This is a genomic window from Arcticibacter pallidicorallinus, from assembly GCF_003002875.1.
Classification (GTDB): domain Bacteria; phylum Bacteroidota; class Bacteroidia; order Sphingobacteriales; family Sphingobacteriaceae; genus Arcticibacter; species Arcticibacter pallidicorallinus.
In genome coordinates, this window is sequence record NZ_PVTH01000005.1 from 333,414 (window position 1) to 348,759 (window position 15,346).

At 45.2% G+C, this 15,346-nt stretch carries 9 protein-coding genes and 1 tRNA gene; 7 read left to right on the forward strand and 3 right to left on the reverse strand.

Going from position 1 to position 15,346, the window contains the following annotated elements:
• Positions 1 to 2: 2 nt before the first annotated feature.
• The 4 genes from B0I27_RS10685 to B0I27_RS10700 all read left to right on the forward strand — a co-directional run bounded on the left by B0I27_RS10685 (position 3) and on the right by B0I27_RS10700 (position 7,666).
• Positions 3 to 4,559, forward strand: a complete 4,557-nt coding sequence (locus tag B0I27_RS10685; RefSeq protein WP_106293222.1) for an efflux RND transporter permease subunit — start codon at positions 3 to 5, stop codon at positions 4,557 to 4,559.
• Between the two features lie 353 nt (positions 4,560 to 4,912).
• The gene (locus tag B0I27_RS10690; RefSeq protein ID WP_106293223.1) at positions 4,913 to 6,391 is read left to right on the forward strand and encodes an MDR family MFS transporter; all 1,479 of its coding nucleotides are present in this window, start codon (positions 4,913 to 4,915) and stop codon (positions 6,389 to 6,391) included.
• 100 nt (positions 6,392 to 6,491) lie between these two features.
• Positions 6,492 to 7,487 (forward strand): YhdH/YhfP family quinone oxidoreductase, encoded by a 996-nt coding sequence (locus tag B0I27_RS10695; protein ID WP_106293224.1) that lies wholly within the window; start codon positions 6,492 to 6,494, stop codon positions 7,485 to 7,487.
• Between the two features lie 106 nt (positions 7,488 to 7,593).
• Positions 7,594 to 7,666: transfer RNA gene (locus B0I27_RS10700), tRNA-Lys, on the forward strand.
• 55 nt (positions 7,667 to 7,721) lie between these two features.
• Here B0I27_RS10700 and B0I27_RS10705 read toward each other — a convergent pair.
• The gene (locus tag B0I27_RS10705; RefSeq protein ID WP_106293225.1) at positions 7,722 to 9,449 is read right to left on the reverse strand and encodes an acetylxylan esterase; all 1,728 of its coding nucleotides are present in this window, start codon (positions 9,447 to 9,449) and stop codon (positions 7,722 to 7,724) included.
• A gap of 247 nt (positions 9,450 to 9,696) precedes the next feature.
• Here B0I27_RS10705 and arr point away from each other — a divergent pair, with 247 nt between their 5' ends.
• Both arr and B0I27_RS10715 read left to right on the forward strand, forming a co-directional pair.
• Complete coding sequence (arr, locus tag B0I27_RS10710; protein WP_219905009.1) at positions 9,697 to 10,134, forward strand: NAD(+)--rifampin ADP-ribosyltransferase; 438 nt, start codon at positions 9,697 to 9,699, stop codon at positions 10,132 to 10,134.
• Positions 10,135 to 10,506: 372 nt separating this feature from the next.
• The gene (locus tag B0I27_RS10715; RefSeq protein WP_106293226.1) at positions 10,507 to 11,307 is read left to right on the forward strand and encodes an alpha/beta fold hydrolase; all 801 of its coding nucleotides are present in this window, start codon (positions 10,507 to 10,509) and stop codon (positions 11,305 to 11,307) included.
• A 3-nt stretch (positions 11,308 to 11,310) separates the two neighbouring features.
• Here the strand turns inward: B0I27_RS10715 and B0I27_RS10720 are convergent, their stop codons facing one another.
• Entirely contained in the window at positions 11,311 to 12,849 is a 1,539-nt protein-coding gene (locus B0I27_RS10720; RefSeq protein WP_106293227.1) for a bifunctional GNAT family N-acetyltransferase/carbon-nitrogen hydrolase family protein, read from the reverse strand.
• Positions 12,850 to 13,022: 173 nt separating this feature from the next.
• Between B0I27_RS10720 and B0I27_RS10725 the strand changes: the two genes are divergently transcribed.
• On the forward strand, positions 13,023 to 14,297 hold the full coding sequence (locus B0I27_RS10725; RefSeq protein WP_106293228.1) for an alpha/beta fold hydrolase: 1,275 nt from the start codon (positions 13,023 to 13,025) through the stop codon (positions 14,295 to 14,297).
• Between the two features lie 125 nt (positions 14,298 to 14,422).
• On the opposite strand, the gene B0I27_RS10730 is transcribed toward B0I27_RS10725, so the two are convergent.
• Positions 14,423 to 15,310, reverse strand: a complete 888-nt coding sequence (locus tag B0I27_RS10730; protein WP_245925486.1) for a glycoside hydrolase family 25 protein — start codon at positions 15,308 to 15,310, stop codon at positions 14,423 to 14,425.
• Positions 15,311 to 15,346 lie beyond the last annotated feature (36 nt).

A 15,346-nucleotide genomic window follows, 5' to 3' on the forward strand; every position in this document is an offset into this window, starting at 1 on the left:
TTATGTTTGAAAACTTCATAAAACGACCGGTGTTATCGCTGGTTATTTCTCTCTTTATAACGTTGCTCGGACTGTTGGCACTCTTCACGTTGCCCGTCACCCAGTTCCCTGACATCGTTCCTCCGTCTGTGGTCGTTACGGCCAACTATACGGGTGCAAATGCCGAAGTAAGTACCAATGCTGTAGCCATTCCACTCGAGAGGGCAATCAATGGCGTAGCGGGGATGACCTACATGAACTCCGTATCCACTAATAATGGTACTACACTCATTCAGGTATTCTTCAAGGTAGGTACTGATCCGGACATTGCGGCGGTGAACGTGCAGAACAGGGTAACCACGGTCCTGGATGAGCTTCCCGAGGAAGTTATTAAGGCCGGGGTAACCACCGAAAAAGAGGTGAACAGTATGCTGATGTACCTGAACATCTATAGTGACGACACCTCTGCAGATGAGCGCTTCATTTATAACTTCACCGATATCAACATCTTAAAGGAGTTGAAGCGAATTGAAGGTGTGGGATTTGTTCAGATTATGGGACTGCGGGATTACGCGATGCGTGTCTGGCTGAAGCCCGACCGGATGGCCGCTTACGAGATATCCAGTGACGATGTTATTACCGCCCTCAGAAAACAAAACGTAGAAGCAGCTCCGGGACAGACGGGCATCGGTTCTGATAAGTCTGTGAATATGCAGCAGTATGTGCTACGTTATCCGGGGAAATTCTCCAGTGACGAAGAGTATAGAAACATCCCTATCCGGGCGAATGCCGACGGATCAATTATCCGTATTCAGGATATTGCCGACGTAGAATTCGGTTCTCTGGATTACGAGATGGTTTCAAAAACAGATGGACGACCTTCGGCCTCGATCATGATGAAACAGCTTCCGGGATCCAATGCCCAGGAAGTAATTGAGAACGTCAAGAACAAGATGGCCGAGCTGAAGGAAGGCTCTTTCCCTCCGGGCATGAAATACACGATGGGATATGACGTATCGCGATTTCTGGACGCGTCTATTTCCAGTGTACTCGTAACCTTGCTCGAGGCGTTTATCCTCGTGTTCATTGTGGTATTTTTGTTCCTTCAGGATTTCCGTGCCACGCTTGTACCGGCACTCGCCGTTCCTGTATGTTTGATCGGAGCACTGTTCTTTATGCAGATGCTTGGGTTCTCTATTAACTTACTAACCCTGTTTGCATTGGTTCTGGCGATCGGTATCGTTGTCGACAATGCGATAGTCGTCGTCGAGGCCGTCTATTCCAAGATGGAAGAAGAGCATCTTCAACCGATGGAAGCTACTATCGCAGCTATGAAAGAAGTAGGTAAACCGGTTGTGGCGATAACCCTTGTTATGTCGGCTGTATTTATTCCTGTAGCCTTTCTGTCGGGACCTGTCGGCATCTTCTATAGGCAGTTCTCGCTGACGCTGGCCTCTGCGATTATCATTTCGGGTATTAACGCGCTTACGCTGACACCGGCATTATGTGCAATTATCTTGCGCTCTCCGCACGATAAACCCGCTTCAAAAGGATGGTTGGCGCGCTTCTTCACCCGGTTCAACATGGGCTATAACAGAATGTCGGGCGGTTACCACCGGTTACTGACCAGGATCGCAGGACGCAGGGTGTTGACCTTTGGATTGCTGATCGCTTTCTTCGTCGCCACCTGGGGAATGAGCAGCATCCTGCCATCCGGTTTCATCCCTACAGAGGATCAGGGAATGATCTATGTGAACGTAACTACGCCACCGGGAGCTACGGTTGACCGTACGGAAACAGTTCTGAATGAAATCGACGCCATAAGCAGAAAGATGCAGTCTGTCGAGACGGTGTCTACTTTGGCCGGCTATAGTTTGGTGAACGAGGTTTCGGGAGCTTCATACGGTATGGGTATGATCAACCTGGTAGGTTGGGGCGACAGGGAGCAGTCTGTCAATGATGTCATCGCCGAGTTGCGGAAGTCGACCGCACATATTATGGACGCGGAAATAGAGTTCTTCCCTCCTCCTACGGTACCTGGTTTCGGTAACTCTGCCGGGGTTGAGATGCGACTGCTCGACAAGACGGGGAACGACGACCTGAACAAGACGTCAGAAGTACTGGAGAAGTTCATGGATGATCTGAGGGCGACACCAGAAGTCGGAAATGTTTTCAGCTCGTTTGACGTCAGCTTCCCCCAGTACCTTTTGAATGTGGACTACGATATGGCCGCGAAGAAGGGTATTTCTGTAGAGAACGCAATGAACACGCTGCAGACGCTGATGGGAAGTTTCTACGCGACCAACTTTATCCGGTACGGACAGATGTACAAGGTCATGGTTCAGGCCGGACCGAATTACAGGGAAAAGCCGGAAGATGTGCTGAAGCTGTTCATCAAGAATGAACAAGGGGAAATGCTTCCTTTCTCATCATTCATTACGATGGAGCGGGTTTACGGTCCGGAGCAGATTACCCGTTACAATATGTTCTCCTCAGCCATGCTGAATGGAGACGCTGCCGAAGGATATAGCAGCGGCGAGGTTATCGCGGCGGTTGAAAAGGTAGCAGAAACCCTTCCGCAGGGATACGAAATTGAGTGGTCGGGTATGACGCGTGAACAGATTCTTTCGGGGAATCAGGCACTTTACATTTTCGCGCTGTGTTTATTGTTCGTTTATCTCATCCTGGCTGCACAATATGAGAGCTTCCTTCTGCCCTTGCCCGTATTGCTATGCTTGCCATCGGGTGTGTTTGGAGCATTCCTGTTCCTGAGCCTGTTCGGACTGGAGAACAATATTTATGCGCAGGTGGCACTCATCATGCTTATTGGGCTTCTCGGGAAGAATGCGATCCTGATTGTGGAGTATGCGATCATTAAGCAGCAACGCGGAATGAGCTATCTGGAAGCGGCTATCGAAGGATCTGTGGTTCGTCTGCGTCCCATCCTGATGACCTCATTTGCCTTCGCAGCAGGTTTAGTTCCACTTATGATCGCGACGGGGGCCGGCGCCCTCGGAAACAGGTCGATCGGTACTGCTGCAGTTGGGGGAATGGTGATTGGTACCATTGTGGGCGTAATAGTGATCCCTGGTTTGTACGTTCTTTTCTCCTCCTTTCAAAAAAGGAAAAAAGGAAAGAAATCGGTTAAACCGGAAGTTTTGGCGGTTGTGGCACTTGCCCTGTTCATTAGCGGCTGTTCTGCCAAGCGCGAGCTGCCTAAGCAAGAGCACAGGAATGTTCCAGCCAGCTTCGGTCAAAGCACAGACACGACCACTGTTGCCAATACAGAATGGAGAACATTCTTTAATGATAAGCACCTGATAGCGCTGATTGATTCTGCACTGGCTAACAATACAGATATGCAGCAAGCTTTGCACAACATCGAAATGGCGAAGGCAACACTGCGGATGAGAAAGTCGGCTGGTCTTCCGAACGTTGACCTGGCTGTTGAAGCCGGATTAAGACGTTACGGATTTTATACCATGGACGGTATCGGAAACTATGATACTAACTTCTCCGAAAATCTAAAGGAGGACGAGCGTCTGCCCGATCCGCTTCCTGATTATTTCGTGGGAATCAGAACGTCATGGGAAATCGATCTCTGGGGTAAGTTAAAGAACAGGAAGAAGGCGGCATTAAACAGATTCCTAGCTTCTTATGAGGGCCGAAAATTGGTACAGACTGAGTTAATCAGCAATGTGGCCAGCACCTATTATGAGCTGCTTACTTTAAATGAGGGACTCCAAATTCTGAGCAAAAACATTAAGCTGCAACAGAGAGGTCTTCAGATCATTGAGGTACAGAAAGAAGCAGGTATGGCCACAGAGTTAGGCGTGCAGCAGTTTAAGGCTGTACTGGCGAACTCCAGAACTAAAGAGCAGGAAGTACTACAGCAAATCAGCCTGTTGCAGAATCACCTGAACTTTCTGACAGGTCGATTTGATGCACCTTTAAACCTGGAAAAGGGTGGCCTTGATCAGTTTATCTCCCTGGAAGCTTTAAATAGCGGCACTCCTTTGCAAATGATCTCTTTGAGACCCGATATCCGCAGGGCGGGTCTTGAGCTGATTGCTTCCAATAAGGAGATCAAGGCGGCAAATGCCAGCTTCCTCCCGGCATTGGTACTGGCACCTTATGTAGGACTTCATTCGTTCAGTCTGGATAAGTTCTTTCAGGTAGACAAGTCCATTGCTTACGGCTTGCTTGGCGGCATCACCGCTCCGGTCTTTAATCAGCACCGCATCCGTTCCGAATATAATACTTACAAGGCAGCATACGGCGTTGCATTTCAGGATTATGAAAAGACCGTTCTGAAAGCATACAACGAGGTGCAGGATGCTTTGAAAACAAGGGAGTTCATCCATAAGAAGCGAGGATACATTTCTGACGAGGTGAAAGCGCTGTCTGCTTCGGTGTCTGCGGCCAACGACCTCTTCCTTGCAGGGAGGGTGACCTATCTGGACATCATCACTGCTCAAAGAGGAGTTCTGGATGCAGAACTGAACGAAGTCGAAGCGAAGAAACAACAAGCATTGAACCAGATTTCCTTATATAAGGCTTTAGGCGGAGGCTGGAAATAATTTTTGTCTGCCAATATGAGAGGGGCTTCTGAAAGGAAGCTCCTTTTTTTTGACGTATCTCCTGGTTAAAGGTGACCGGTGTCAATATTTACCCACAGCCTTGACCCTATCTTAGCAGAAACAAGATGGTTATGGAAACGAAACAGAATTTTTCAGGGTTGTGTCTACTATACATCCTTTTAGGTATATGTATGATCGGCAATTTCTTCATGCGTCTATTTTCAGGTCAACAACGAACACATAAACATTCATTTGAAGGAATGTAAAGGATGTTTGGCAGAAATTTCAATATGTGGTTCAAACTGGTATGAAATTAGCTTATGCTTGTCCTACATTCATGAGCGGATTTCAAAATGGATCAAAATAGATTACTCACCTTCGTAGGAATTTTACTGGCCTTATTTTTAGGCGCGATTGATCAGACAATCGTTACAACCGCCCTGCCACGAATTGTTCAGGACTTACACGGCCTTGAACGCTACACTTGGGTGGCCTCCTCCTATCTTGTTGCATCGACAGTCCTCGTTCCGGTTTACGGCAAGCTGGCAGACATGTATAGCAGGAAGAAAATAGAGCTTATTTCTATAGGCATTTTTCTGACCGGCTCCTTCTTATGCGGCTTAGCCGGCGAATTCGGATCGCTACCGCTGCTGGGAGATGGGATGAGTCAGCTGATCATTTTCAGGGCGATACAGGGATTCGGTGGCGCCGGCCTCTTTTCTATGGCATTTATCATCATTGCAGATCTTTTCCCTGCCTCTGTTCGCGGAAAATATCAGGGCTATGTAGGCGCTGTGTTTGGCCTGGCCAGTGTTCTGGGCCCCTGGATAGGCGGTCTTCTTACAGATCATGGAGGATCTATCATTCCGGGAATTGCGGGTTGGCGCTGGGTTTTTTACGTGAACATTCCGTTTGGTGCGATAGCATTGTGGTTTATTGTAGCGAAAATGCCGCCACTTCTTCCAAAGGTACAGGTAAAGCAGAAACTCGACTATCTATCAGCCGTATTTTTGCTTCTGGGGTTGGTACCACTCATGATTGGCCTGCAACTTGACAAAACAGTGCATCCGTGGACATCCACTATCAACCTGGCCTTATTTGGCGCAGCGGCTCTTTCACTGATCTTGTTTTACTTCCGTTCTCTCCGATCTGACAATCCGATTTTAAATCTGAAGCTTTTCTCCGACAAAGTGTTTAGTCGTGCCAACGCAGCGACTTTTATGATGGGCGCTTGTTTTATGGGAATCGTTGTATTTCTCCCCCTCTTCATGGTAAATGTTGTGGGTGTTTCGGCTACACGAGCCGGAGTAAGCATGGTCCCCTTATCTATGGGAATGTTCGTTGGTTCCATTGTTTCCGGCCAGCTCGTTAGCAGGTTCGGTAATTACAAAGTATTTCTGCTGGGTGGGATAGCGATCTTACTTGTGGGTCTTTACCTTCTCTCTGGAATGACGACTTCCACTGGTTTTAATCATGTCTTGTTTTATACACTTATATGTGGTCTAGGCTTAGGGCCTACCACGCCGTTGTTTACGCTGGCGATTCAGAATTCTGTGCCGATCCAGAGTTTGGGACAGGCAACCAGTGCAAACCAGTTCTTCAGACAGATGGGAAGCGTCATTGGCATTGCGATAATGGGGTCGTTGATGAGTGCTACTCTTTCGGGAGTCGCACCGACGAGAATCCAGTTTGCAAATGCTATCACACACAACTATTCGCTCATCATATTCATAGCCATCGCTGCATTTGCAATTACCCTGTTTGTTCCTCAGAAGCCTCTTAAAAAAACACATGGTTTTGTGCCGGCTCCTGTGGAACCGGACGCGTCCTGAGATCTAAATACCCTGGTCTGTGCATGAGTTATTGAAAGATTAAGGGCTATGATTACAGGTGGAGCAAGATTGAATAATTTGAATTGTTGAATTAATATTTATGGCGATTATATTTAAGGCATTACAGGCTGTTGAGGCTAACGGTAGATTTGATATGTCTGTCGTTACGAGGAGCACCAATGAATTAGCCGAGGGAGATGTGCTGATCAAAGTCCATTACTCCTCCTTGAATTACAAGGACGCCATGTCGGCGAGCGGAAATAAGTCTATCACTAAGTATTATCCGCATACTCCGGGAATAGATGTGGCGGGAATTATAGAGGAATCATCTGTCGCTGACTGGAAAGTTGGCGACGAAGTTATCGTAACGGGGTTTGATTTGGGAATGAACACCAGCGGTGGATTCGGCGGCTATGTCCGCGTTCCAGCCGCCTGGATAATCCGCCTTCCCGGAGGATTGAGCTTACGCGAAAGCATGATCTACGGCACGGCAGGGTTTACGGCGGCTCTTTCGGTTCAAGCGATCTTGAAACATGGGATAAAACCTGAGGACGGATTGGTCGCTGTTTCGGGTGCTACGGGCGGGGTCGGCTCTGTGGCCGTCAGTATATTAAACCGCCTTGGATACCAGGTTGCCGCAATCAGCAGTAAGGACTCCGCTCATGATTTTCTCTACAATATAGGAGCTTCGGAAATCATCAGCCGGGCGGAGATGGAAGATACTTCAGGACGACCCATGCTAAAGAGTCGCTTCGCAGCCGCTGTGGACACTGTTGGGGGCACGGTTTTAACTACTATTCTGAAGAGCTTATCTTACGGTGGTATTCTTAGTGCATGTGGGTTAGTAAACGGAACAGACCTGCCGCTTACTATCTTCCCTTTTATCATCAAGGGTATTCACCTGGCCGGAATAGATTCTGTCAACCTGCCTATTGAGCATCGACCCCAGGTGTGGGAGTCGCTTGCCAATGATTGGAAACCTGCGGATTTGGCGCAGCTTGTTACTGAAGTCGGTCTACAAGAATTACCGCGGCACATTGAGCAGATCTTGAAGGGGCAAATGACTGGCCGGGTGTTAGTAAACGTATGGCAATGACACTGAGATTTTTTCTCACTAATAATCAAAGCCTTAAATGTAATTAATGAGAAAAGGTTGAATTTTTATCATCTTTTTCTACCTTTGCACTCCCAACCAAGGGAATGATTCCGTAGCTCAGCTGGTAGAGCATTACACTTTTAATGTAGTGGTCCTGGGTTCGAATCCCAGCGGGATCACAAAAAGGCGCTCAAAAGGCGCCTTTTTTGCGTTAAATGCCTGTTCTAAGGTGTTTTAATATCCTAAAACTTCTTTTAAAAAATGATATCCATCAACGTTTGCTTCATTAGCCAGAACCATATGGCCATCATTGGGATATATCTTATACCTTTTTTCAGACCTAATTTTATTAAATGCGGCAAATCCAACATGAGAAGGGCAGTCATCGTCGAAAAGTGCAGATGCTAAGAAAACTTTTGCGGTTATCCATGGTGCCATATTCTTGACATCAACATAGCTAAGCGTACTATCTATCGTTTCCATTTTACATTGATATGCTTCAGAGAAAGAAAATTTTTCCCGTTGCCAAACTTCCCTCACCATGCCATGATGTGCTAAGTCGCTAAGAAAAGGACATAATGTGACGCATGCTTTAATCTTATTGCCGGCAAGTGCCGCCGTTGCCAGTGAAAGACCGCCACCTTGGCTCCCTCCCATCACAGCAACCCGGGAAGAATCGGTTTTCGAAAAAGACCTCAGGATATCCAGAGCCCTCAAGCAGTCCATATATGCACCCCGGTAGATATAAGTACGCGGATCATCAATTTTGTAGGCCGCTAGTCCTACCAGGCCGAATCCGGGATTAATCACTTTATTGCTTGGAGATTGTCCTCTTATCGCAACCGCAAACTCAATAACATCTTCCGTATTACTTCTGAAACTTCCAGATGTGTAAGCCTGTCCATATCCAGGCACATGCAGTATAGCCGGAAATCTTCCTTCTTTTTTAGGAACGAACATAAATCCGGTAATCCTTATATTCTCAAGAGAGGTAAATTCAACCTTATATACATCTTTAGAAGGATTTCCCAAATCGGTCAATTTGGTCATCTCTGTCTGAAAGTCTATAGAGTCCATTTCAAGTTTCGTCTCATCCCACCAGGCCTTTAGATTCGGAGCTCCGTCATCACTGCACGATATTCTCTCTGGCTCAATTGCGATCCACATATCTGCTTGTTCGTAAAAAGGGCCATCAGTATAAACTATTATATGATAAAATCCAGGCTTAAACAATCGCCTTTTTAAGGAAACAGTAAACGACCTGTCTTCCTTTATCAATCCAAAATTACGAGTGGCTACAGTATCATGAAAGTCCGATATTACCGTCATCTTTAATTTATCCGGCATTCGGCCATTAGATTTATAAAGAACAGAAAAATCTAAATTGTCCTTGTCATAATAAGTATTTGCCGGCATTGTAGTTTTTAAACTAATAGAACCTGACGAAGCAAAATTGGGATGTGTCAGCCTGAATGTATTTTTACAGATACCGCCTGTCCATTTGACATTGGTTATTTTAAGCACAATCAAGTTTCTTTTATCAAACAACAATTGATTATCGGGGACGCTGATAACCGTCGGTCGGTTTTGAAACTGTAAGTTTTCAGCAATCTTTTTACCATTCAGATATATTTCAAGAACCTTGCATTGCAGGTTTACCGCTAATTGAAATGGCATCCCCATTTTGTCTCCCCGCGCTTTTGAAACTTCGAAATAAGTTGCCAGTACCAACTCCTTATCAGCGGCAGAAAAATATCCTTGTCTCTCCCAGCTTATTCCTAAATTTATGGACGGCCATTTATGAATGTCGAAGTCGGCCTGAGATAGTTGCAAATTTGGCACCCTTGAAATCTTCCATACATAAGGGATCAGATTCGAACCTTTTAATGCAAATTCTCCATCTGAGGCGAATACATAAGAACTTACCACTACTAATATCAAAGAAAGTAGAGACCGTTTCATAAATGAATTAGGAATTGCTATTGCGTTTTATACACAATAAATATAGGTTAGAATATTAAATTATCTCAGATATTCCTTATCCTATCTTAATGAAGCGGATAAAGACGGTAGAAAAAGCCCTACAGACCTAAATTATTGTTTCATCACAACGTTGTGGGGATAACGCAAAAAAAATAGATGTATTACTTCCGAAAAAATATAGTTAAAAAGCTTCAGTATAGTTCTTTATAGTACATATTTTGGCGAAATGAAAAGCAAAACTAATCTGTCAGACATCCCAGAAATTCCAGACGAAGGCCCCTTTTACCATGGCACCAAAGCAGATTTGCAGATTGGTGATCTACTAACCGCCGGATTTCAATCGAATTACAAACCGGAAATAACAATGAATCATATATACTTTACAGCGCTGGTTAATGGAGCGGGACTTGCAGCCGCCCTCGCCAAAGGTGAGGGCCGCGAACGTGTTTATATCGTTGAGCCAACTGGGAGCTTCGAAAATGACCCGAATGTCACGGACAAAAAATTTCCTGGCAATCCAACATGTTCTTATCGCAGTCGAGCACCCTTGAAAATCGTTGGTGAAGTTTCTGATTGGGTGAGACAAAAACCGGAAGAGCTGGAACTATGGCGTCAAAAGTTGGCAATTCTTAAAGCAGATCCTAAAGCGGAGATTATCAATTAATTTTCACAGGTAGCACTTCGAAGGCTTTTTAATGGCTATTTCAATTACATAATATCTGAACTATTCTTACTAAAAAGGTATATTTATGTAAATGAAATTACTCGAATAAACTAGCTAACACCATCATAATTAAGGAAGACATATCCCGCAAACCCCAATTTAACGAAAAGTACCTTCCATCAACGATCGCTGCGGCAGATGCTCTGAAACTGGTGGCTTCCGAAGATGATACAGTATGTTGCAGGGGCTTCAAGAGACAGTAAGTAACTAAGATGAATTCTAAAAATTGAACGAGCAATGAGAGTAGTAATTGTTCTAGGTACTATGACAGCTGCAATACTTTTGAACTGCAACACCTCTAAATATCAAACTATGACGACTCACACCTCCTTGACAAGCTCAAACGGCTATGCCTTGGTAAACGGACTGAAGATGTATTATGAGATTCATGGAGCGGGTGCTCCTCTTGTGTTAATTCACGGCGGTGGCTCAACCATCGAAACAACTTTCGGGCGAATAATTACTAAGCTCTCAGAGAATCATAAAGTCATTGCTGTCGAGATGCAGGCACATGGACATACATCAGATATTGACAGACCCTTGAGTTTTCAGCAAGATGCGGATGATATTGCAATGCTTTTAAAGACTTTAAACATCAATAAGGCCAATGTTTTTGGCTTCAGTAACGGAGCAAGCACTACACTTCAATTCGCAATCCGGCATCCTCAAATGACCAACAAAATCATTGTGGGCTCTACGTTCTTTAAAAAATCCGGTGCTCCCGACTGGTTTTGGGACATGATGTCAAAACCTAGTTTTGAAGGTATGCCCCAGCCTTACAAAGACGCTTTTTTAAAAGTCAATCCAGACACCAGTGCCCTCTACAGGATGTATGAGAGAGATGTGGCAAGGATGCAGTCATTCCCCGATATTCCGGAACAGCAGATGAAATCGATTACGGCTCCCTCCTTCATAATAATAGGCGACAACGACGTTGTGAGAGTGGAGCATGCTGTTGAGATGCACAATTTAATCCCAAACTCAAGACTGGCCATCATTCCGGGTGGGCACGGTGACTATATAGGTGAGCTCGCAACACAACAAGACAGCGCGATCATTACCGCGACTGTCTCGATGATCAACAAATTCTTAGATGAACCAAAGGAAAATTGACCCTTACTTCTTAACGATCTTATAGATATCTAATCTCCTGTCTTTGAGATTCCTGACCGCACCAAAGCTGTGCAACTCCTTTAACAGATCGACATCCACATCAGCAATTAGTGTAGTTTCTGTGTTAGGAGTCGCCTCCGCCTTGATACCATTGCTTGGAAAAGAAAAGTCGGAGGGGGTAAAGACCGCAGATTGCGCATACTGAATATCCATGTTATGAACCTTCGGCAGGTTCCCCACGCTTCCCGCAATAGCTACGTAACATTCGTTCTCTATAGCACGAGCTTGTGCACAGCACCGTACACGGGTGTAACCGTTCTGCGTATCCGTCATAAAGGGAACAAAAAGGATCTGCATGCCTTCTTCTGCCAGCAGCCGGGGCAACTCGGGGAACTCGACGTCATAACAGATAAGAATACCAATCTTACCGCAGTCCGTATCATAGGTGGTAATCGCATCTCCACCGACCATACCCCATGCACTCTGTTCAGACGGCGTCAAATGGATCTTTCGGTACATTTCATAAGAACCATCGCGGCGACAAAGATATCCCACATTCTGCAGCACGCCGTTTTCCAGGTATGGCATGCTCCCGGTAATGATGTTGATGTTATAGCTGATCGCATACTCCATAAACTTATCCCTCAGCGGAATAGTAAAGTTGGAGATCTCACGCATGGCCTCTGCTCCTGTTAAATGATTATAAGCCGTCATCAAGGGTGCATTGAACAGCTCAGGGAACAAAATAAAATCGCTTTGATAGTCACTGACTACGTCGACAAAAAACTCGATCTGCTCACATAGTGACTCCAGGCTGGGGAACGGTCTCATCTGCCATTGTACCAGGCCTAAGCGGATTATTGATTTTTTGGAATTGATATGCGCAGCCTCCTCGTTATAATAAATGTTATTCCATTCTAAAAGCGATGCATATTCCAGTGACTGCGTATCGCCTGGCAGATAACCTTTCAATATTTTCCTGACGTGAAAATCGTTCGCCAACTGGAATGACAAAGTAGGATCATGAATTTCTTTCCCCTTCACTTTTTCAAGGTAAGCTTTGGGCGTTAATTGGTCTGCATAATCTTTGTATTTCGGAATGCGTCCACCAGCTATTATCGCCCGGAGGTTATGCCTTTCGCATATTTCTTTTCGGGCGTCATAAAGTCTTCTCCCAATACGCATTCCCCGGAACTCGGGATGCACAAAGAAGTCAATTCCATACAACACATCCCCTTTAGGATTATGAGTTGAGAACGAATAATTTCCGGTAATTTGAGTGTACGTATGGTTATCGCCGAATTGTTTATAGTTCACAATCAACGACAACGCACATCCCGCAATGGCTCCATTTACCAGAATGCATATCTGACCCTCAGGAAAGATCTCAACCAGCTTGTTAATGTGCGTTTCACCCCAGAAAGAGGCTCCTTCCCATTCGGCATAGGCTTCCATCATAGATGACTTCAGGCCCAGGTAATCATCTTTTGTAAGTGTACGCAGTTCTATTTTGAGGTCTTCGCTCTTTATTTCTTTATCCATTTGCTTATTATTTCTTCTATCTTAATAACTAACCATTATTAATTAGATTTGTGTAAAGATAGTTTTTATAGGAGGATGCTCGCCAAGGTAAACGATAATGAAATCTTTCTAAACCTTCTTCGGGGCGCTTGACAACGTGATATTAAACCTTTTTCATCAACTAACTAACCGATATGAATAGCAAAATACTTGCCTTAACCTTTACGATGACCTTTTCCCTACTGAACTGTTTTTCTCAGGATACAGCAGTTAAACGTCGACTGGCCAACCAATTTGTCAGGAATTATAACACCGATCAGGCGGACAGTCTGTATACGTTATTTTCTGAAGAGGTAAAAAAGAGCGTTCAGCGCCCAAATGTTCCTGCAATCATTAGCCAGTTGAAGGGTCAATTGGGAAAGTTGGTCAACACTGAATTCTTCAAATCAGATAAAGGTATCACTACCTATATCGGCGTCTTCGAAAAGTCAGGTCCTGTATTGTATCTGAATTTCGATGGCAGTGACCATTTAGTCGGCTTCTTTATCAACGCTGATCAACGTCAGAAGACGACATTAAAAGAGGGGGAACAGGAAGTAAACGTCAAGACAGCCACTTCGGCGCTGAAAGGAACCCTCTCCGTCCCCAGTACGTCGGATAAGATGCCGGTTTTGTTATTAATCGCGGGATCCGGACCGACTGACAGAAACGGAAATTCCGCGTTGATTAACGGTAAACCCGATTATTTTCTGAAGATAAGTGATGAATTAAGATCAAAAAACATTGCTGTATTGCGGTATGACAAGCGGGGAATCGGCCAGAGCACAAATTCAAAGACCGAGGCTGAATCTACTTTTGACGACATGGTTGCTGATGCGGCAGCAATAATCAGGTTCCTGAAGAGCGATGTCCGCTTCTCAAAAATTATTGTTGGTGGTCACAGTGAAGGATCTCTGATAGGCATCCTGGCCAGCCAGCAGGAGAATGTGGATGGCTTCATATCATTGGCAGGAGTAGGTGTTCCGGCCGATGTTGCTATGAAATTGCAGTTTAAAGAGGCGCTATCGCCAAACGACTATCGTATGGCCCTTTCCGTTTTAGACACCATTAAAGCAGGATTACCATTACAGCAAACGCTTAAGACAGGTTTCGAAGGCCTCTTTAGACCATCCGTCCAGCCTTACCTGCGTTCCTGGATGAAGCACGATCCTCGGGCTGAAATTTCAAAGCTTAAGGTTCCTGTACTGATCGTGCAGGGAACTAACGATATTCAGGTAAGTATAGATGATGCAAAGCAATTAGGAAAAGCGCAGCCGAAGGCCAAACTTGTCACTATAGACGGAATGAGTCATATTTTAAAAGAGGCACCTTCCGACAGGCAGCTCAACGCTGCGACCTATAGCAATAATGACTTGGGACTGCACCCTAAGATTATTTCAACATTAACCAGCTTTATTCAAAGCATTTAGTCCAGCATCCACAACCGGCAACCTCCTCTACTTTTCTTCTCTGCAGCCGAGCAGTCTATCTTGGGTTTTTTGAGATCTGTCTTTCAATTTGATGTCTTTCTCGATTTTCACAGCCCCGTAATCACCTAATTTTTAATCAGCAGCTTCCTGAAGGCGATGCTGTCACCGTTAAAAACATTAAAGTCAACGGCATGGTTGATCCCGTTAACCTTACCTCTATCAGAATGCTGCCAGAAATGCCACTCACTTGGCTTTCTCACCCGAAGCTCCTCCTTATGATAATGAGCTAGCCATAATACATGATCGTCGAAATGCCCTTGCAAATAGTCATGGTAGAAACTAAGTCCGGAGTATATTATGGGCTTTACTTTCGTCTTCGCCTGTATATGTTCGATGAAGGTTTTTAGTTCCTTACGCATTACCATCGGATCTTTTCCATCGAGCGTTTCTACATCTACCACAAGGGGCAGATCACCCCGCTCTACTCCAGCCGTCTGAAGGAAGAAACGGGCCTGCTGCTTTCCGCTTTTCTTCGGCCTGAAATAATGGTAAGCGCCGCATACAATTCCAGTCTTTGCGGCTTCACGCCAGTTCCTCTTAAAGTATGGATCTACTGTTAAGGTTCCTTCTGTTGCTTTAATGAAAGCAAAGGTAATGCATACATCCCCGTCCTTCATGTCCCTTACCTGATGCCAGTCTATTTGTCCCTGCGCATAGGAGACATCAATGCCATGTATCGCATAGCTCTTCGGAATCTTTATTCCAAACTTAGAATAATGACGATATAATGGGTCTTCGCCTAGGTCTTTCATCCACTGCCAGGAGGAGGTAAACGTCTTTAAGACATAGCCGTAATAGAAGGGGGAAAGCATAATCAGAACGAGAGCAGCGATGACCAGCTTCACCGCAAGCGGCCATCTGGTTGTTTGTTTCTTTCTTCCTTTGGATCTGCGGCTTCCTTTCCCTTTCTGGACAGGGCGTTTCTTTGGCGATATATTTGATCTCGGTGGCACGTCTGCAAATGTAAAAAAGATGGCGACTACGAATTA